Source organism: Leclercia sp. UBA7405, from assembly GCF_037152215.1.
Taxonomy (GTDB): Bacteria; Pseudomonadota; Gammaproteobacteria; order Enterobacterales; family Enterobacteriaceae; genus Enterobacter; species Enterobacter pneumoniae.
In genome coordinates this window covers 259,732-277,804 of sequence record NZ_JBBCMR010000001.1, presented here as the reverse complement: position 1 = coordinate 277,804, position 18,073 = coordinate 259,732, and the positions used below count along the sequence as shown (strand labels likewise).

The window sequence follows — 18,073 nt, the reverse complement described above, 5'->3', positions numbered from 1 at the left end:
ATCTATTTAATGAAAAGCATCGAATGGAGGTTTTTATGATTCGCGGGATTGAACACATTGGCATTACGGTTTCAAACCTTGAACAAGCTGAAGCATTTTTCTGTCAGGCGCTGGGGGCTTCCGTCCTTTATCGTTTAGTGCCGCCTGACAATCCGGATCAGACCATAACAGGAGATAAAATGTCCCCTCTGAATGGTTTTCCCGCTGAAATGAACCTTACAGGGTTAGCCATGTTACGTCTGGCTAACGGTTGTAACGTTGAACTGTTTCAGACCTCCCCCACTGTTCAGGAACATTCTGCCAATCCTGGCCAGCCGGGAATTAATCACTTCTCGCTGTATACTGATGATATCCATAAGACTGCTGCCAACATGCGTTTACACGGAGCGCAAATGTTCGACGGGCCGTCAGACTGTTTCGCACAGGAAGAGGGTAAAGGTAACCAGACGTGGTTCGGCATGACGCCGTTTGGCATATTAATTGAGCTAATATCCCTTCCAGCCGGTGTACGTTACGATGAAGAAGCGACAGAACAACGTTGGATACCTGAGGGCTGATTTACCTGAGGGACTGCGTTCTCTGTAATCGGTTTGACCACTGAGTACGCATTCCGAATTATTATTGAAACATAGGCATGGTTAACCCTTATCGATAAGTCTTTTGCTGGCAACGATATGATCAAAGCGGAATGCTTTGACAAAGTTGCCACTCTGGCAATCCCGGAAACTTATGATAAGAAATTAGCGGCCACTGACTGACTGTGCCCCGAAAGTCCGCTTCTGGCACAGATTAGCCATTCATCCCTAACCCCAAACACATACCCTTTTTCGTGGTGCCTGGCGCTTACGCCAAAAAAAACGGCACCACACTTACGCGTGGCACCGCTCTCAATTTAACACTCCAGCTTACACATCCGGGAACATCACACTGTTCCCCGGCGCTTCCCTGTGCAGGTGGATAAAGTTCAGGTGCCGTTCATACTGGTCCAGAATATCCGTAATGACCTGCTCCTTGCTATAATCCATCAGGTCATTGCCCTGGCTGCCCTCCAGCAGGAACGTCTCAAGCCGGTAGTAGGTTGATTTCCCGCTGCGGGCCCGATAGGTAAAGCCGGGCACGGAATACTGCTGCGGCCAGATCTGGTAAACAAAGTTCTGCTCGTCGCCCATATCCACCAGCAGATCCAGGTGCCCCAGGGTTTCGCCCTCCTCCGGCGGCAGGCTTTTCAGCTCGACGCGCGCGCCGCGTAACTTCAGCTCCTGAGCCACCTCTTCCATTGCCGGGAAGCAGACCGTCTCCATCATCTGTTTGGTGTAACGCGTGCCCGGGTAGTTCATTAGGCGCGACAGACGTTTCTTCCAGCTCAGGCGGTCCTGCGAGCCCATCGGGCGCGGGGCGGTGTCGCGATTGGCACTTTCGCGGCGGTAGTCTTCCACCTTCAGCGATTTGTACAGCCCGGCCATCACGAAGAAGATCACAAAGCTGAACGGTAGCCCCATGATCACCGTGGTGTTCTGCAGGGCGGAAATGCCGTTGGTCATGAGCATGCCGAGCGTCAGCAGGCCAATGGCGACCGACCAGAAGATGCGGATCCAGTTTGGCGCGTCGCTGTTGATGTCCTTCAGCTTCGAGGTGAAGTTCCCCAGCACCAGCGCGCCGGAATCCGCCGAGGTGACGTAGAACAGCAGGCCGGTAATGGTCGCCACGGAGGCGCTAAAGGTGAACGCCGGATACTGCGCCAGCAGGCTGTAGAAACCGCGCTCCGGGTGCGCCATCGCCTCCTGAGCAAAGGTCGCATTGCCATGGATAATCTCGTGCAGGGCGCTGTTGCCGAACACCGAGAGCCACAGCAGGGTAAAGGTGAACGGGATAATCAGCGTCCCCAGCACGAACTGGCGAATGGTGCGTCCGCGCGAAATACGCGCCAGGAACAGGCCAACAAACGGCGACCAGGCCACCCACCACGCCCAGAAGAAAAGCGTCCAGCTGTTCATCCACTCCACCGGACGGTCAAAGGCGAAGCTGTTCAGCGTCATGCCCATAAAGCGGTTCACGTAGTCGCCAACGTTCAGCACCAGCGCGTTAAGCAGGAACGAGGTGTCGCCCATAAACAGCACGAACAGAATCAGCCCCAACGCCAGCGCGACGTTCAGCTCGGAGAGCACGCGGATCCCTTTATCCACGCCGGAGGTGACCGAAATGGTGGCGATAATCACCGACAGCGCAATCAGCGCCGCCTTGGCCGCCATCGAATCCGGGATATCAAACAGCACGCTCAGCCCGTAGTTAAGCTGCACCACACCGATACCCAGCGTGGTAGCGATGCCGAAGATGGTACCGATCACCGCCGCAATATCTACGCTGTGCCCAATGGGCCCGTTGATTTTTTTACCGAAAATCGGATAGAGGGCAGAGCGGATGGTCAGGGGCAAATTATAACGATAGCTGAAGTATCCGAGCGCCATCCCCATCAGGGCGTACATCGACCAGCCGGTCAGGCCGTAGTGGAACAGCGTCCAGACCATCGCCTGGCGCGCAGCCTCCATGGTCTGCCCCGCCCCTTCCGGCGGCTGCATATACTGCGTGACCGGCTCGGCCACCGAGAAGAACATCAAATCGATGCCGATGCCTGCGGCAAACAGCATCGCGGCCCAGCTCAGCAGGCTGAACTCGGGCTTTGACTGCTCCGGCCCGAGCTTCACCGAACCGAAGCGCGAGCAGGCAATGCACACCACGAAGACGATATAGAGCGTCGCCGCCAGCAGATAGTACCAGCCAAAGGTTTTCGACACCCAGTTGAGGGTGCGCCCAATCCACTCGGCAGAAAAATCACGAAAGAAGATCGTCGTCAGGGAAAACAACAAAATCAGCCCGGCGGAAGTATAAAAAACGACCGGGTTGATTTTGTCTTTTTCTCTGTCTTGTGAAAGGTCTGTCATCCAGTATCCCCACTGTTTTTGTAACTATTGAAATCCAAATCCGCAACAATTAAGACACATTTTATATTGAACGTCCAATCAAAAACCGCTTTAATGTATTACCAACGCTGATGAATGGAGTGGCAAAAATGCCCAAAGTGGGGATGCAGCCAATCCGGCGCAGGCAACTGATCGACGCCACGCTGGAAGCAATAAATGAGGTGGGCATGCACGACGCGACCATCGCGCAGATCGCCCGTCGGGCGGGCGTGTCCACGGGGATCATCAGTCACTATTTCAAAGACAAAAACGGTCTGCTGGAAGCGACCATGCGCGACATTACCGGCCAGCTGCGCGATGCGGTATTAAGCCGTTTACATGCATTGCCCAACGGCAGCGCGGAGCAGCGATTACAGGCGATTGTCGGCGGCAACTTTGATGAAACCCAGGTAAGCAGCGCGGCGATGAAAGCCTGGCTGGCCTTCTGGGCGAGCAGTATGCACCAGCCGATGCTTTATCGATTGCAGCAGGTGAGCAGCCGCCGCCTGCTGTCGAATCTGGTGTACGAGTTTCGTCGTGAACTGCCGCGTGACCAGGCGCAGGAGGCAGGATACGGACTGGCGGCCCTGATCGACGGGCTGTGGCTACGCGCCGCACTGAGCGGCAAACCGCTGGACAAAAACCTGGCCCAGTCGCTCACCAGCCACTTTATTAGCCAGCATTTACCGACCGATTAACCGAGGAGAAATTATGTCCCGAATGGCAGAACAGCAGCTTTATATCAATGGTGGTTATACATCGGCCACCAGCGGTCGCACCTTCGAGACCATCAACCCGGCCAACGGCGAAGTTCTGGCGACCGTACAGGCCGCCGGGCGCGAGGATGTCGACCGCGCGGTTGAAAGCGCACAGCGCGGGCAAAAAATCTGGGCAGCGATGACCGCCATGGAGCGTTCGCGCATTCTGCGCCGCGCCGTGGAGATCCTGCGCGAACGTAACGACGAACTGGCGAAGCTAGAAACCCTCGATACCGGTAAAGCGTTTTCTGAAACCAGCACCGTCGACATCGTCACCGGCGCGGACGTACTGGAGTACTACGCGGGCCTGATCCCGGCGCTGGAAGGGAGCCAGATCCCGCTGCGCGATACCTCGTTTGTCTACACCCGCCGCGAGCCGCTGGGCGTAGTGGCGGGGATCGGTGCGTGGAACTACCCCATTCAGATCGCCCTGTGGAAATCTGCCCCGGCGCTGGCGGCGGGCAACGCAATGATCTTCAAACCGAGTGAGGTTACTCCGCTCACCGCCCTGAAACTTGCCGAAATTTATACCGAGGCGGGTCTGCCGGACGGCGTGTTTAACGTCCTGCCGGGCGTGGGCGCGGAAACCGGCCAGTTCCTGACCGAACATCCGGGCATCGAGAAAGTCTCCTTTACCGGCGGCGTCGCCAGCGGCAAAAAGGTGATGGCGAACTCTGCTGCCTCGTCCCTGAAAGAGGTGACGATGGAGTTGGGCGGCAAATCACCGCTGATTATTTTCGATGATGCGGATCTCGATCTTGCGGCAGACATCGCCATGATGGCCAACTTCTTCAGTTCCGGCCAGGTGTGCACTAACGGCACCCGCGTGTTTGTGCCTGCGAAATACAAAGCCGCATTTGAGCAGAAAATTGTCGAGCGCGTGGGTCGCATCCGTGCGGGCGATCTGTTCGATGAAAACACCAACTTCGGCCCGCTGGTCAGCTTCCCGCACCGCGACAACGTGCTGCGCTACATCGCCAAAGGCAAAGAGGAAGGCGCGCGCGTGCTGTGCGGCGGCGACGTGCTGAAAGGTGAAGGCTTTGACAACGGTGCGTGGGTGGCCCCGACCGTGTTCACCGACTGCACCGACGAGATGACTATCGTGCGCGAGGAGATCTTCGGGCCGGTGATGTCCATCCTCACCTATGAAACCGACGAGGAAGCGATTCGTCGCGCCAACGACACCGACTACGGGCTGGCGGCGGGCATCGTCACCGCCGATTTGAACCGCGCCCACGGCGCCATTCATCAGCTCGAAGCGGGCATCTGCTGGATCAACACCTGGGGTGAATCCGCCGCAGAGATGCCGGTCGGCGGCTATAAACACTCCGGCATTGGCCGCGAGAACGGAGTGATGACGCTCCAGAGCTATACCCAGGTGAAGTCCATCCAGGTTGAGATGGCTAAATTCCAGTCCATATTTTAACCGGGAGGTTTATTTGCAATTTGACTACATCATTATCGGAGCCGGCTCTGCCGGCAACGTGCTGGCAACACGACTGACTGAAGATCCCAACACCACCGTATTGCTGCTTGAAGCAGGCGGTCCGGATTACCGCTTTGACTTCCGTACCCAGATGCCCGCCGCGCTGGCGTTTCCGCTGCAGGGCAAGCGCTACAACTGGGCGTATGAAACCGAACCAGAGCCGTATATGAACAACCGTCGCATGGAGTGCGGACGCGGTAAAGGGCTGGGCGGCTCATCGCTAATCAACGGCATGTGCTACGTGCGCGGTAACGCCATGGATCTGGATAACTGGGCGAAGGAAACCGGGCTGGAGCACTGGAGCTATCTCAACTGCCTGCCCTACTACCGCAAGGCGGAGACCCGCGACGTGGGTCCGAATGACTACCACGGCGGCGACGGTCCGGTGAGCGTTACCACCTCTAAACCGGGCGTGAACCCGCTGTTCGAGGCGATGGTAGAAGCGGGCGTGCAGGCGGGTTATCCGCGCACCGACGATCTCAATGGCTACCAGCAGGAAGGCTTCGGGCCGATGGATCGCACGGTCACGCCGCAGGGTCGACGCGCCAGCACCGCGCGCGGCTATCTGGACCAGGCGAAGCCGCGCCCGAACCTGACCATCCGCACTCACGCCATGACCGATCATATTATCTTTGACGGCAAACGCGCGGTGGGCGTCGAGTGGCTGGAGGGCGAAAGCACTATTCCGTCGAAAGCAACGGCGAACAAAGAAGTGCTGCTGTGCGCGGGGGCGATTGCCTCTCCACAGATCCTTCAACGCTCCGGCGTGGGCAGCGCTGAACTGCTGAAGCAGTTCGACATTCCGCTGGTGCATGACTTACCCGGCGTGGGTGAGAACTTGCAGGATCACCTGGAGATGTATCTCCAGTACGAATGCAAAGAGCCGGTCTCCCTCTACCCTGCCCTGCAGTGGTGGAACCAGCCGAAGATTGGCGCGGAGTGGCTGTTTGGCGGCACCGGCGTGGGCGCAAGCAACCACTTCGAAGCGGGCGGGTTTATCCGCAGCCGCGAGGAGTTCGAGTGGCCGAACATTCAGTACCACTTCCTGCCGGTAGCGATTAACTACAACGGCTCGAACGCGGTGAAAGAGCATGGCTTCCAGTGTCACGTCGGCTCCATGCGCTCGCCGAGCCGCGGGCACGTGCGGATCAAATCCCGCGACCCGCATCAGCATCCGGCGATCCTGTTCAACTACATGTCCCACGAACAGGACTGGCAGGAGTTCCGCGACGCGATCCGCATCACCCGCGAGATCATGCACCAGCCCGCGCTGGACAAATACCGTGGCCGGGAAATCAGCCCGGGCGTGGAGTGCCAGACCGACGAGCAGTTGGACGAGTTCGTGCGTAACCACGCTGAAACCGCCTTCCACCCGTGCGGCACCTGCAAGATGGGCTACGACGAGATGGCGGTGGTAGACGGCGAAGGCCGTGTTCACGGGCTGGAAGGGTTACGCGTGGTGGATGCGTCGATCATGCCGCAAATCATCACCGGCAACCTGAACGCCACCACCATTATGATTGGCGAGAAAATTGCTGACGCGATCCGCGGGCGCGAGCCGCTGGCGAAAAGCACAGCAGCCTATTATGTGGCGAACGGCGCACCGGTTCGCAGTTAAGTCGCCCTTCACCTCTCCTCCTCTCCTCACTGGAGAGGGGGATTATTCGCGAAACGCTTCCAGTTTTTTAATCTGCCGCCCTTCCCCGTCAAAATTCTTCGCCGCCAGCCAGGCACACAGCGCCGCCTCTTTTTCTGGCCACTCACCATCGATAATCGAAAGCATATCGCTGTCGCGCGTTCGGCCCTTGCGCACAATTTTTTGTCGCAACCGCCCTTCCCAGGTGAACCCCAGCCGTTCGGCGGCCCGGCGCGAGGCCACGTTCATTGAGTCGCACTTCCACTCCAGCCGGCGATATCCGTGCGCGAAAGCATTTTTCAGCAGCAGCCAGATGGCTTCGGTACCCATCGGGCTGTGACGCATTTTGCGCGACCAGGTCACGTGACCAATTTCTACCGTTCCCATCTGGCGGTCGATCGCCATGTAACACACTACCCCCACGGCCTGGTCCGTGCGGGTATCAATCACCGCATAGGGCACCAGGGCATCGTCCATGACTTTGCCCAGCAGCCAGTGTCGGGTGACCTCCACGCTTTCCGGCAGGTTACTGGCCATCCACGTCCAGTCGCTGCCATCACCCAGCGCAAAAGCCTCAAACAGATCGACGGCGTGGCGGGCGGCATCCAGCGGCTCCAGTCGGCAGAAGCGTCCTGACAGAAGCGAGCGGGGTAAAACGCGTGCGCCATTCCAGCCGGGAACGATGTCATTAACAGTCTGACCAAATTCATTAATTTCCGGCACGGTGCCCCTCCTTTGAAATGTAAACACTTTGTTATATCAGGATGAAAAGCAGGCGAACAGAGGATTTTTACGCCTGGATCCCGACATTCTGGAAAGCGCCTCGCAAATCGAAAAGTTAGCGGGTGCATTTCGCGGTTTTGACTGTTATTTGCCAGGGCGGGGCCGTAAAGTGCCTGAGTTGCGGGCGCTCTGCAACCGGGTGTAGGAACCCAGACAGGATGACACGACAGTCACTTTGCCACGCCGTTAAAATCGCGGTAGCGCTGGCGGAGCAGCCGGTTGGCTGGCCGTTTTGTCGTGTACGGTATTCCTACCTCCGTCAGTGCTACCCCTCACGAGCACAGAAAATTTCGCTGTCAGGAGCTTTTATAGAGAAGGAACACGACATGACAACAAAATCGACATACGTTTACGCCTCATCCACTAACGCGTTAGTTCAGCAACTGATCGATACGCCGCTTGCCACAACGGCAGAACTTCCTGAACTGGCTGATATCAGCGCGGCACTGGTTAGCGTGCTGCAGGAGACCGACGCGCACGACACGCGCAAAGCCCTCTGCGAAAAGCTGCTGCAAACCCTTGGGCAGATGCGGGAGTGCGACACGAGCGAGCCTTCCCCGGAACTGATTGCGCAGTTGATCGAAGGTGAAAGATTCAGCACCAGCGTGCCGGCGTGCTGGCAGGAGATAACCGTTCAGGTGGATTATGCCCTGGCGTTGACGCAGGCCGTTCTGGGCGGAACGTTGCCAGCCAGCGTGGAGAGTTCACTTACGGGGCTACTGCATGACATGGTGTGGATGCTGGCGGAATTTGTGAAGGAGTCGTCCGGCGCGGCACAGTAAGTGCAGAGACAACCTATAAAGCCGAAATTCTGCTTCTCATTGCTGCAGAATTTCGGCACAGGATCACTTCAGCAGCTTCACCGTGGCATCGATGTCGATCTCATCTTCGGTGAAGATCAGCGTTGTGTTCTGGAAAGTGGTAATGGCCAGCTTCTTCACGGCGCGCATTTCGCCTGGCTTCTTATCCGCTTTTGGCCTGATATTGCTCATCAGGATCCCTACCGACAGTACCGCGTTCTCTTTATCGATCCCGGTCTCAACAGGTTCATCCTCGCTAAAGACTACGAAAGATTTGATCGAGGTAAGCTTCACACGCTCGCCCGCAATAAAGAGGTATTTGCTTTCGGGGATCACCTTCACGGCATATGCCGAGAGGCCTTTGTTATTGGTGGTCGGTTCAAAGGTCACCGCCGCATCTTTCTTGATCAGATCAGGGTTAGCGACCTTAATCACATGAAAATAGCGGTTGTCACCGTTCTCATCTTTGATAAATCCAAAGCCTTTATCTTTAAACCACGTTGTGATTGTTCCGTTCATCGCTTTTACCGCCTGTCTGATCGTTCATAACTCAATTTTTGCAGCGCGCAGTGTAAAGCACAATGGGTTTTGAGGCTATGGGGAGACAAGGAGAGAAAAAATCGGCAATAACGATAAGTGAAGATCAAGGCGGGATGAAACGCGCCCCGGTAACACGCGGTGAGTTGTCGGAGCGTGCCGATACCGGCAACTGACCAGCGAGGGCGAACCGCCTGCGTTGTCTATACTGAAATGATACCTGACAACGGAGTGTGCCATGCCTTTACCTGACTTCCACGCCTCTGAACCCTTCACGCTTGGCATTGAACTGGAGCTACAGGTGGTCAACCCACCGGGCTATGACCTTAGCCAGGACTCCTCCGCGCTGATTGCCGCGGTTGAAAACGAGATCCAGGCCGGTGAAGTCAAACACGATATCACCGAAAGCATGCTCGAAATTGCCACCGGCGTGTGCCAGAGCATTGACCAGGCCGCCGCACAGTTTTCGGCTATCCAGCAGGCCATTCTGCGCGCAGCCAGCGAGCATCATGTGCAGATCTGCGGCGGTGGTACCCACCCCTTCCAGAAATGGCAACGCCAGGAAGTGTGCGACGACGAGCGTTATAACGTCACCCTGGAGCGCTTTGGCTACCTGATTTTACAGGCGACGGTCTTCGGGCAGCATGTGCACGTGGGGTGCCGCACCGGTGACGACGCTATCTATCTGCTGCACGGTTTATCCCGCTTTGTGCCGCACTTTATTGCGCTGGCGGCCTCCTCGCCCTATATGCAGGGCACCGACACCCAGTTTGCTTCATCACGGCTGAATATCTTTTCAGGCTTCCCGGATAACGGGCTGATGCCCTGGGTACCTAACTGGCAGGCGTTCGAAGGGCTTTTCCGCCGGCTTAGCTCCACCAGCATGATCGACAGCATCAAAGATCTGCACTGGGATATCCGCCCCAGCCCCCATTTCGGCACCGTGGAGGTGCGGGTAATGGACACCCCCCTGACGCTGGGCCATGCCATTAATATCGCGGGTCTGATTCAGGCCACCTCACACTGGCTGCTGACCACCCGGCCTTACAAACATCAGGAGCAGGATTTTCTACTGTATCGGTTCAACCGTTTCCAGGCTTGCCGCTACGGTCTGGCGGGCATTTTGACGGATGTTCACAGCGGTGATCAGAAGACCATCGCAGAGGATATCGCATGGTTGCTGGAGCGCGTCGCCCCGTCAGCCGAAAAGCTGGGGGCGACAAGCGCGATTCAGGAGATTGGCCGGATGTTGAAACAGGGTAAAAGCGAGGCGCAGCGCATGCGTGATTTCGTCGCCGACGGCGGGTCGCTGATCACTCTGGTGCAGAAACATGCTGAGCTGTGGGCGACGAGTCCGTAACGCTTACGGACAGGCATGATGGCCTAAAGGCGCGTGATCTCCTCCCGCCCTCTCCCCGTTGAGGAGAGGGCGGGAGGAACCATTTATCTTATGCCGCCTTACGGAACCTGCGGGTCAATCGTTTCTCAATTTCGACAACGAAGAACATTGCGCCAGCCACCGCCAGGGTGACGAACCAGTAACGCAGTGGCAACGCCTCAGTACCGAACAACATCTGCATAAATGGCAGGTAGATAATCGCCAGCTGCAGCAGAAGCAGTACACCCGTTACCAGCCAGATACCTTTGTTAGCCAGCAGGCCGCGGTTGAGGGAGAAGCCCTCGGTGTTGCGGCAGTTAATCATATAAACCCACTGGGCGCAGACCAGCATCTGCAGAAGCACAGTGCGGGTAAATTCGGCGCTGTGCCCACGCGGCGCCAGCCAGGCTTCCAGCGCAAAGGCGGCGATGGCAATCATGGTGCCAACGAACGCCACGCGCCATACGGCATAGGCATCCATCACATGCTGCGCAGTCTGGCGCGGCGGACGCTTCATGATGTTGCGCTCGGCGGCTTCGAAAGCCAGGCCGAAAGAGAGCGTGGCGGAGGTTGCCATGTTCATCCACAAAATCAGTACCGGCGTCAGCGGAATGACGTTCCCCGCCAGCAGGGCGATGATAATCAATAGACCCTGCGCGAGGTTGGTCGGCATAATGAAGAGAATGGTCTTCTTCAGATTGTCGTAAACGCGGCGCCCCTCTTTTACCGCGCTGGCGATAGTGGCGAAGTTGTCATCGGTCAAGACCATATCGGCCGCCTCTTTAGTCACTTCGGTGCCTTTAATACCCATCGCAATGCCCACATCCGCCTGACGCAGCGCGGGCGCATCGTTCACCCCGTCACCCGTCATGCCGACAATCTCGCCCTTCTCCTGCAAGGCTTTCACCAGGCGCAGCTTATGCTCCGGGCTGGTACGGGCGAAAATGTCATACTGCACCGCCGCGGTCGCCAACGCCGCATCGTCCATATGCTCCAGCTGATAGCCGGTTATCGCCTGGCTGCTATTAGCAATTCCCAGCATCTGACCGATGCTCATGGCCGTCTGCGGGTGGTCACCGGTGATCATCTTCACTCGGATCCCCGCCTGCTGACAGGCGTGGATGGCATCGATCGCTTCCGGGCGCGGTGGATCCATCATGCCGGCGATCCCCAGCATGATCAGCCCGCTGCTGAGATCCTCGTGACACAATGCTGGCTTGTCGGCGGCAGCCGGCTTAAAGGCGGCGGCAACCATGCGCAGCCCCTGCCGGGCAAAGCGCGCCATCTCGTCTTCCCAGTACGCGCGGTTGAAGGGCTCGGCGCCGTTGCGGGTCTGCTGCTGCTCGCAAAGGGCGAAAATCACGTCCGGCGCGCCGGTAATTAAAATCTGCGCGTCGTTGCCCACCTGGTAGTGCGTGCTCATGTACTTGTACTGGGAGTCGAACGGGATTTTGCTAATAAGCGTGGTCGCCACGGGGCTTAGCTTCGCTTTAGCGGCCAGCACCTTCAGCGCCCCTTCGGTCGGCCCGCCGGTAATGCCCCACAGGCCGCGCTCGTCCTTAATCAACTGGCTGTCATTGCAGAGGTCAATCGTGCGCAGATACTGCTCCAGCACGGTGCCTGGCTGGATTTGTACCGGCTCGTCGCTGCCCTCAAGGCAGATCTTCCCCTCCGGCTCGTAGCTATTACCGTCCACGCTGTAGCAACTTTCGGCGGTGATGATTGCCTTCGCGGTCATCTCGTTCATGGTCAGGGTGCCGGTTTTATCCGAACAGACCACGGTCATTGCCCCCAGCGTTTCCACGGTAGGGAGTTTGCGGATGATCGCCCGCTTAAGCGCCATCGCCTGCACGCCCAGCGACAAGATAATCGAAATAATGGCCGGCAAACCTTCCGGCACGGCGGCGACCGCCAGGCTTATCAGGGAGAGAAGCAGTTCACCCAGCGGGATATCGCGCAACAGGATGCTAAAGACAAACAGCGCCGCCATCATCGCCAGGATAATGGCGAAAATCGCTTTGCCCAGCTTATCCATCTGTACCAGCAGCGGTGTGCGGTGCTTCTCTATACCGGCCATCATCTGGTTGATGTGCCCAAGTTCAGTCTCTTTCCCGGTGGCGATGACCACGCCCACGCCACCGCCCGCGCTGACGGTCGTGCCTGAAAAGACGAGATTGGTGCGATCGCCCAGCGGCAGTTCGCCGTGCAGCACATCGGTATGTTTATCCACCACCGTGGATTCCCCGGTCAGTATCGCCTCTTCCACGCGTAAATTATGCGCTTCAATCAGACGCATATCCGCCGGAATACGATCCCCTGCGCGCAAGACAATAATATCGCCCGGAACGATTTCAGTGGTTGGAATGGTTTCGTGCTCGCCGTGACGAATAACACGTGCATCGCTAGAGAGCATATTTCGAATACTTTGCAGCGATTTCTCAGCGTTGCTTTCCTGAACATGACCAATTAAGGCGTTAATGACCGCCACGCCAAGAATAACCAGCGTATCGACCCAATGTCCCATTACCGCCGTTAATACCGCTGCCGCCAGCAGTACATAAATCAGGACATCATTAAAATGAGCCAGAAAACGCAGCCAGGCAGGTTTCGCTTTTTTCTCTGGCAACGCATTCGGGCCATATTTATTTAAGCGTTCATCCGCCTCGGCGCGGCTCAGACCGTTAGTGTGGGTTTGCAGCGCGGCCAGAGTCTGCTCTACGGTCTGCTGGTACGCCAGACCAGAAGCCTTGTTGTCAGTGGATGGCGAAGACGGCGGGTTAGGCATTTTCGTCATAGTCAGTTCCTTTAATTTCATGTGAATGGCAGCCGGAATTCCTTTCTGGCTTATTAAAATGGGCGTGAAATAAAATAATAAGTTGTGGCAAAAATTGATTTATCGCAATATATTCTAAAAAGATAACGGCAAAACTCAGCACAACTTATTTCATATAATGATTTTCACAAAATATTTCTAAACCAACCTTAAACAAGGGGGAAGCATGTTTGGTATTTATCGCGGCCGCCGTCTGGCGTTATATATTGTCGCTGCCATTGTTATCGCCACGTTAATTGGATATAGCACCTACACTTTCGTTAAATTATTTTCCGTGGGATGACATTAATTTACACGGATAAGGATTACTTGAATATTCGCCACTAAAATAATGCAATTCCGGCGCACATCGGCGGATTATTATCCGCCCTCGCGGCCAGAGGTTTATATTGCTTTACGTTGCGCTATCCCGGACAATGCTATTTTTAACTGACGATTAACATTACTATGAAACACCCGTTAGAATCGCTGTTAACGGCAGGCGGCATTTTGCTGATGGCCTTTCTCTCCGTGCTGCTGTTGCCCGCGCCCTCGCTGGGTCTGTGGCTGGCGCAAAAGCTAATGACCACCTTCCATATGGTCGATTTGAATCAGCTTTACACTATTCTGTTCTGCCTGTGGTTTCTGCTGTTGGGCGCCATTGAATTTTTCATCCTGCGTTTCATCTGGCGCCGCTGGTTCTCACGGGCGTCGTAAACCGGTGAAATCGCGCATCCCCTGGACCAGCGCTTCGCACCACGCCGTGTAATCGTGACCGCTGGACCACGGGTGAAAACTCACCCGATACCCTTTCTCTTTTAGCACCTGCTCAAACTCCAGGGTATTCCGGTAGATACCGCCATCCGGACCACTGCTTTCAAACCTGCCGGCCTGCAGCCAGAAGCGAATCGGGTAGCGCGGGGCATGCTGATACTGACGTGTTAACCAGCTTGCCTCTTCGCCTTCAGGCGCCCACCAGTAAGAGCCGGACAAACTCAGCACATTGCCAAACAGGCGTGGATAGCGTAAAGCCACCCACGAGGCGGCAAGGCCACCGTAGCTGGAGCCCGCCAGCACCGTTTTTTGCCGCTGTAAAGCCACGCCCTGACCCCGTAGCCAGGGCAGAAACTCGTGGGCCATGGCATTGGCGAAGCGCGGATTAGGCGGCAACTCCTGACTACGGCGGGCGTGATCGAGGCTATCGATAAAGACCACATTTATCGGCGGCAGAACATGCCGCGCAATTAAGCTATCGAAGATATTGGCGACGTGATAGTCGCGCTGATAGATCTGCCCGTCGAAGAGAATGAGCGTCCAGCGCGCTGGCTGCCCGCTGCGCGGCCGGTAGAGCAACACGTCGCGGCTGTTGCCAAGCTGGGTGCTGGTAAAGGTGTGACGGGTAAGCGAGCCATTCACAATGGGCGTGGCGGCGGCCTGCGCGGAACAGTAGCGGGTCGGGCTGAGATCAAGCAGTGAATAACGATTCCAGCGATCCTGCTTACCCTGCACGGCAGTCTGGGGGTTGAGCGGATCGGCCTGTGCGCTGACCAGGATCGCCCGACGTTGATCGCGTGGGGAGCCGGTGATAACCGGCACATCCGGCGCCAGCTTGTACTGCATCAGGGTATCGGCAGGCACCACATAGCTGCGAAACCAGACGTCGCTTTGCCCTAACCGGAACAGGGGGTCATGGTCGCCCGCCGGTGATCCAAGAATAAAGACGTTCTCCCGCGCGCCGCGCCAGAGAAAGGTCACCCGCTTGTGGTCGGCGTCCACCGGCTCCACCATCGGCGTTCCCTGCCGACGCTGCGCCTGCCAGAACGCCTCAGTACTCCCACCAGCAGCAACCGTTTTTGCCAGCGCATTCAGGGTCGGACTTTCAGGCTCAAGCATCTGCACGCGCGGTAATGCGGAGGTTTCTCTTATTCGCCACTGAAAATGCCAGGGTTGACCCGGTTCGCCGTGCAGCACCAGGGAGGTGTTCTGGCGCACCGGCAAAGCGAAGAGTAGCGAGTGTTCGCCGTCCGCCGGGCCATTCTCAATCAGGGTGCGAACCCGGCTATTTTGCCCATCCAGCAGGCGGGCGTCGGTTACCCCTTTTAGCGTGGCCGAGACATAGTTTTCATTCAGTTTCGGCAGCGTAAAACAGACTTCGCCGCTGGTATCAAATTTCCCCTGCACATCCCCCTGAAGGGAAGAGTGTTCACAGGTCGCCGCCATGGCTGGCAGTGTACTTATTCCTAACAGCAACCCACTCCACACCCTTTTCATTTACACCCTTTCCTCGCAAAATTTGTCAGTAACGCTAATGCAAATGGTAATTGTTTGCAATATCATTTAAACCGTTTTTACCGGTGTTTTTATGGCGATAGCAACCAAGGACAGATAATAAAAATGTTTAAAAAGAATAAAGTAATGCGCCTCTGGCTTATGAGCCTGGCGACAGTCAGCATGGTGGCTCAGGCCGCAAACAATGAAGAAACGCTTGTGGTTACGCAGGGTGTGAGTCAGGAGCCCACGGCCCCGGTCACCGGCATTGTGGCCACCAAAACGCTCTCCGCGACGAAAACCAGCGCAGAAATTGTGAAGACGCCGCAGTCGGTCTCGGTGATCACCCGCGACCAGATGGCAATGCAGGATGTCACCTCCGTATCGCAGGCGCTGCGCTACTCCGCTGGGGTCTTTACAGAATACCGCGGATCATCCAACCGTAACGACGAGGTCTTTGTGCGCGGCTTTAGCTATGTGCCAAAGTTCCTCGACGAGCTGAGCTTTGGCGCAACCGCCTCTTCCCAGACGGGGACGATCGATCCATGGTTACTGGAACGGGTGGAGCTGATACGGGGTCCGGCATCCGTTCTGTTCGGTCAGGTGAACCCTGGTGGTTTAATCAGCATGACCAGCAAACGCCCCACCGCAGAGGCTATCCATAATGTGCAGTTTCGCACCGGCAATCATGATCTGGCAGAAGGCGCATTTGATTTCGGCGGCAAGCTTAGCGACGATGGTCGCGTACTGTATCGTGTGAACGGCATTGCTCGCACCCAGCACAACCAGGTGGACGATTATAAAGAGACGCGTATGGCGATAGCCCCGGCGATCACCTGGTATCCAAACGATCAGACGCGCTTTACGCTCCTCACCAGCTACCAGAAAGATCCCGATGCAGGTTACCGCAATTTCCTGCCCGCCTACGGCACGGTAAAGAGCGCTAACGGCCAGTACATTCCCTACGATTTTAACGTGAGCGATCCCAGTTACGACCAGTCCTGGCGCGAGCAGACCCTTATCGGCTACGAGCTGGAGCACCAGTTCACCGATAATATGACCTTCCGCCAGAACGCGCGTTACGCCACTATCAAGCAGAAGTATCGCTACCTTGTTTATGCCAATAGCGCCGCCAACAGCACGCTGCTGACCCGCCGGGCGCAGCGTGAAGTGCGCACCACCAACGAGTTTGGTCTGGATAATCAGCTGGAGTATCTGGCCAATACTGGCGAAGTCAGCCACATTCTGCTGGGTGGCGTCGACTACAAGGCCAGCAAAGATAAACAGCTGCTGGCGCGCGGCGCCGGCACGCAGTACGACCTCGACTGGACCCGCCCGGTCTACGGCGTGAATGTCGATGAAAGCACGTTCAGCACCGCAACGGATGAACAGCAAAATCTCGACCAGATGGGCCTCTATCTGCAGGATCAGATGAGCTGGAAAAACTGGGAGTGGCTGGTTTCCGGGCGCTACGACTGGAGCGAAGTTCGCACCAAAGACTTCACGGACAGCAGCGTCACCCAGCAAAACGACAGCAAATTCACCTGGCGTACCGGCCTGCTGTACGCCTTTGATTTTGGCCTGTCGCCCTATATTAGCTACAGCACCTCCTTCGAACCGAACCTGCAAACCAACCGCGCGCCGGGCGTCGGGCCTTTTAAACCGACCACCGGCGAGCAGACGGAGATTGGCCTGAAGTATCAGCCAGTGGACACCACCCTGATGACCCTGGCGCTGTACGATTTAACCCAGGAGAACGTCGCAACGTACAACAGCGCCGAAGGCTGGTTTGAGAACGCCGGCAAAGTTCGCTCGAAAGGGGTTGAAGCAGAGATCCACGCCACGCTGATGGAGAACATCAACCTGATTGGCTCCTATACCTGGACGGATGCAGAAACCAAAAGCACCACGGTGGCAGGGACGGAGGGCAAAACGCCGGCGCGTATACCTGCTCATATGGCCTCTGCCTTTGCCAGCTACACCATTCCCGGAGGCGCGCTAAAGAGCCTGACCGCAGGCGTGGGCATGCGCTACATCGGCACCAGCTACGGCGATGCGAAGAATACGTTCAAGGTGCCCTCGGTCGATCTGTATGACGCCATGGTGAGCTACGATCTCGGCGAGCTGAACAGCACGCTGAAAGGCGCCAGCGTGCAGTTCAACGTGAATAACGTGGCGGATACCCGGTATGTGGCTTCGTGTGCAAGCGATACGGCATGCTTCTATGGCATTGGCCGGACGATGACCGCCACCGTGAACTATCGTTGGTAAGAGGAATGTCTCCCCTCTCCCCTGGCGGGAGAGGTCAACCTTCAGTGCGCCCGATAGTGGTTCTCTTTGCGATACGCGCCGGGCGGCTGATTGAAGGTGCGGGTAAAGACCCGGGTAAAGGTCTGCTGGGAATCAAAGCCGTAACGCAGGCAGATGTCATAGACCTTTTCATCTGACTCGCGCAGATCGCGCGCCGCCAGCAAGAGTTTGCGCTCGCGGATATAGCGTCCCAGACTCTCTCCTTTGTACTGCATAAAAAGCCGCTGCAAATGCCATTTCGAATATCCCGCGTGACGGGCGATATCATCAATGCGTAACGGCTGATGGAGGTTGTCGTCGATCCACTCGACAATCGTATCAATGACCTGAGCGGAAATAGTCATACTG

Annotated in this window: 14 protein-coding genes; 8 read left to right on the top strand and 6 right to left on the bottom strand. The window is 56.7% G+C overall.

All coding sequences use genetic code 11. The features are described from left to right. Positions 1 to 35 precede the first annotated feature (35 nt). Positions 36 to 557 carry a VOC family protein gene (locus tag WFN75_RS01295; protein WP_263616398.1) on the top strand — a complete coding sequence of 174 codons (522 nt, stop codon included), beginning with the start codon at positions 36 to 38 and terminating at the stop codon, positions 555 to 557. 348 nt (positions 558 to 905) lie between these two features. Here the strand turns inward: WFN75_RS01295 and betT are convergent, their stop codons facing one another. Then, the gene (gene betT / locus WFN75_RS01290; RefSeq protein WP_046884374.1) at positions 906 to 2,939 is read right to left on the bottom strand and encodes a choline BCCT transporter BetT; all 2,034 of its coding nucleotides are present in this window, start codon (positions 2,937 to 2,939) and stop codon (positions 906 to 908) included. 128 nt (positions 2,940 to 3,067) lie between these two features. Here betT and betI point away from each other — a divergent pair, with 128 nt between their 5' ends. Genes betI through betA form a run of 3 tightly spaced genes read left to right on the top strand, consistent with a single transcriptional unit; the run spans position 3,068 to position 6,819 of the window. Continuing rightward, positions 3,068 to 3,655: a transcriptional regulator BetI gene (gene betI / locus WFN75_RS01285; protein ID WP_207293813.1), complete on the top strand. Its 588-nt coding sequence runs from the start codon at positions 3,068 to 3,070 to the stop codon at positions 3,653 to 3,655. Between the two features lie 13 nt (positions 3,656 to 3,668). Then, on the top strand, positions 3,669 to 5,141 hold the full coding sequence (gene betB / locus WFN75_RS01280) for a betaine-aldehyde dehydrogenase (RefSeq protein ID WP_336995472.1): 1,473 nt from the start codon (positions 3,669 to 3,671) through the stop codon (positions 5,139 to 5,141). A 13-nt stretch (positions 5,142 to 5,154) separates the two neighbouring features. Then, positions 5,155 to 6,819, top strand: coding sequence for a choline dehydrogenase (gene betA, locus WFN75_RS01275; RefSeq protein ID WP_212476945.1), 1,665 nt, complete (start codon positions 5,155 to 5,157; stop codon positions 6,817 to 6,819). Positions 6,820 to 6,861: 42 nt separating this feature from the next. Here the strand turns inward: betA and WFN75_RS01270 are convergent, their stop codons facing one another. After that, entirely contained in the window at positions 6,862 to 7,560 is a 699-nt protein-coding gene (locus WFN75_RS01270) for a GNAT family N-acetyltransferase (RefSeq protein WP_263617408.1), read from the bottom strand. A 386-nt stretch (positions 7,561 to 7,946) separates the two neighbouring features. On the opposite strand from WFN75_RS01270, the gene WFN75_RS01265 reads away from it, so the two are divergent. After that, positions 7,947 to 8,402 carry a hypothetical protein gene (locus WFN75_RS01265; protein WP_046884379.1) on the top strand — a complete coding sequence of 152 codons (456 nt, stop codon included), beginning with the start codon at positions 7,947 to 7,949 and terminating at the stop codon, positions 8,400 to 8,402. Positions 8,403 to 8,465: 63 nt separating this feature from the next. Here WFN75_RS01265 and WFN75_RS01260 read toward each other — a convergent pair whose 3' ends face one another. Next, complete coding sequence (locus WFN75_RS01260) at positions 8,466 to 8,939, bottom strand: cold-shock protein (protein WP_046884380.1); 474 nt, start codon at positions 8,937 to 8,939, stop codon at positions 8,466 to 8,468. Positions 8,940 to 9,195: 256 nt separating this feature from the next. Between WFN75_RS01260 and WFN75_RS01255 the strand changes: the two genes are divergently transcribed. After that, positions 9,196 to 10,317 (top strand): YbdK family carboxylate-amine ligase, encoded by a 1,122-nt coding sequence (locus WFN75_RS01255; protein WP_336995471.1) that lies wholly within the window; start codon positions 9,196 to 9,198, stop codon positions 10,315 to 10,317. An 88-nt stretch (positions 10,318 to 10,405) separates the two neighbouring features. Here WFN75_RS01255 and WFN75_RS01250 read toward each other — a convergent pair whose 3' ends face one another. Continuing rightward, positions 10,406 to 13,129 (bottom strand): cation-transporting P-type ATPase, encoded by a 2,724-nt coding sequence (locus WFN75_RS01250; RefSeq protein ID WP_336995470.1) that lies wholly within the window; start codon positions 13,127 to 13,129, stop codon positions 10,406 to 10,408. A gap of 486 nt (positions 13,130 to 13,615) precedes the next feature. On the opposite strand from WFN75_RS01250, the gene WFN75_RS01245 reads away from it, so the two are divergent. Beyond that, complete coding sequence (locus WFN75_RS01245; protein ID WP_046884383.1) at positions 13,616 to 13,864, top strand: DUF1158 domain-containing protein; 249 nt, start codon at positions 13,616 to 13,618, stop codon at positions 13,862 to 13,864. On the opposite strand, the gene WFN75_RS01240 is transcribed toward WFN75_RS01245, so the two are convergent. After that, positions 13,850 to 15,418 carry an alpha/beta hydrolase-fold protein gene (locus tag WFN75_RS01240; protein WP_336995469.1) on the bottom strand — a complete coding sequence of 523 codons (1,569 nt, stop codon included), beginning with the start codon at positions 15,416 to 15,418 and terminating at the stop codon, positions 13,850 to 13,852. The two genes, WFN75_RS01245 and WFN75_RS01240, sit on opposite strands and share 15 nt — an antisense overlap. Before the next feature lie 123 nt (positions 15,419 to 15,541). Between WFN75_RS01240 and WFN75_RS01235 the strand changes: the two genes are divergently transcribed. After that, entirely contained in the window at positions 15,542 to 17,686 is a 2,145-nt protein-coding gene (locus WFN75_RS01235; RefSeq protein ID WP_336995468.1) for a TonB-dependent siderophore receptor, read from the top strand. A 41-nt stretch (positions 17,687 to 17,727) separates the two neighbouring features. Here WFN75_RS01235 and WFN75_RS01230 read toward each other — a convergent pair whose 3' ends face one another. Further along, positions 17,728 to 18,069, bottom strand: a complete 342-nt coding sequence (locus tag WFN75_RS01230; protein WP_040076707.1) for a RamA family antibiotic efflux transcriptional regulator — start codon at positions 18,067 to 18,069, stop codon at positions 17,728 to 17,730. Positions 18,070 to 18,073 lie beyond the last annotated feature (4 nt).

What these genes read in the sequence shown, in the direction of transcription:
- betI (WP_207293813.1), top strand. Translation starts at nt 3,068, where the DNA reads ATGCCCAAAGTGGGGATGCAGCCAATCCGGCGCAGGCAACTGATCGAC.
- betB (WP_336995472.1), top strand. Translation starts at nt 3,669, where the DNA reads ATGTCCCGAATGGCAGAACAGCAGCTTTATATCAATGGTGGTTATACA.
- WFN75_RS01260 (WP_046884380.1), bottom strand. Translation starts at nt 8,939, where the DNA reads ATGAACGGAACAATCACAACGTGGTTTAAAGATAAAGGCTTTGGATTT.
- WFN75_RS01250 (WP_336995470.1), bottom strand. Translation starts at nt 13,129, where the DNA reads ATGACGAAAATGCCTAACCCGCCGTCTTCGCCATCCACTGACAACAAG.
- WFN75_RS01245 (WP_046884383.1), top strand. Translation starts at nt 13,616, where the DNA reads ATGAAACACCCGTTAGAATCGCTGTTAACGGCAGGCGGCATTTTGCTG.
- WFN75_RS01230 (WP_040076707.1), bottom strand. Translation starts at nt 18,069, where the DNA reads ATGACTATTTCCGCTCAGGTCATTGATACGATTGTCGAGTGGATCGAC.
- WFN75_RS01255 (WP_336995471.1), top strand. Translation starts at nt 9,196, where the DNA reads ATGCCTTTACCTGACTTCCACGCCTCTGAACCCTTCACGCTTGGCATT.
- WFN75_RS01240 (WP_336995469.1), bottom strand. Translation starts at nt 15,418, where the DNA reads ATGAAAAGGGTGTGGAGTGGGTTGCTGTTAGGAATAAGTACACTGCCA.
- WFN75_RS01295 (WP_263616398.1), top strand. Translation starts at nt 36, where the DNA reads ATGATTCGCGGGATTGAACACATTGGCATTACGGTTTCAAACCTTGAA.
- betT (WP_046884374.1), bottom strand. Translation starts at nt 2,939, where the DNA reads ATGACAGACCTTTCACAAGACAGAGAAAAAGACAAAATCAACCCGGTC.
- WFN75_RS01265 (WP_046884379.1), top strand. Translation starts at nt 7,947, where the DNA reads ATGACAACAAAATCGACATACGTTTACGCCTCATCCACTAACGCGTTA.
- WFN75_RS01235 (WP_336995468.1), top strand. Translation starts at nt 15,542, where the DNA reads ATGTTTAAAAAGAATAAAGTAATGCGCCTCTGGCTTATGAGCCTGGCG.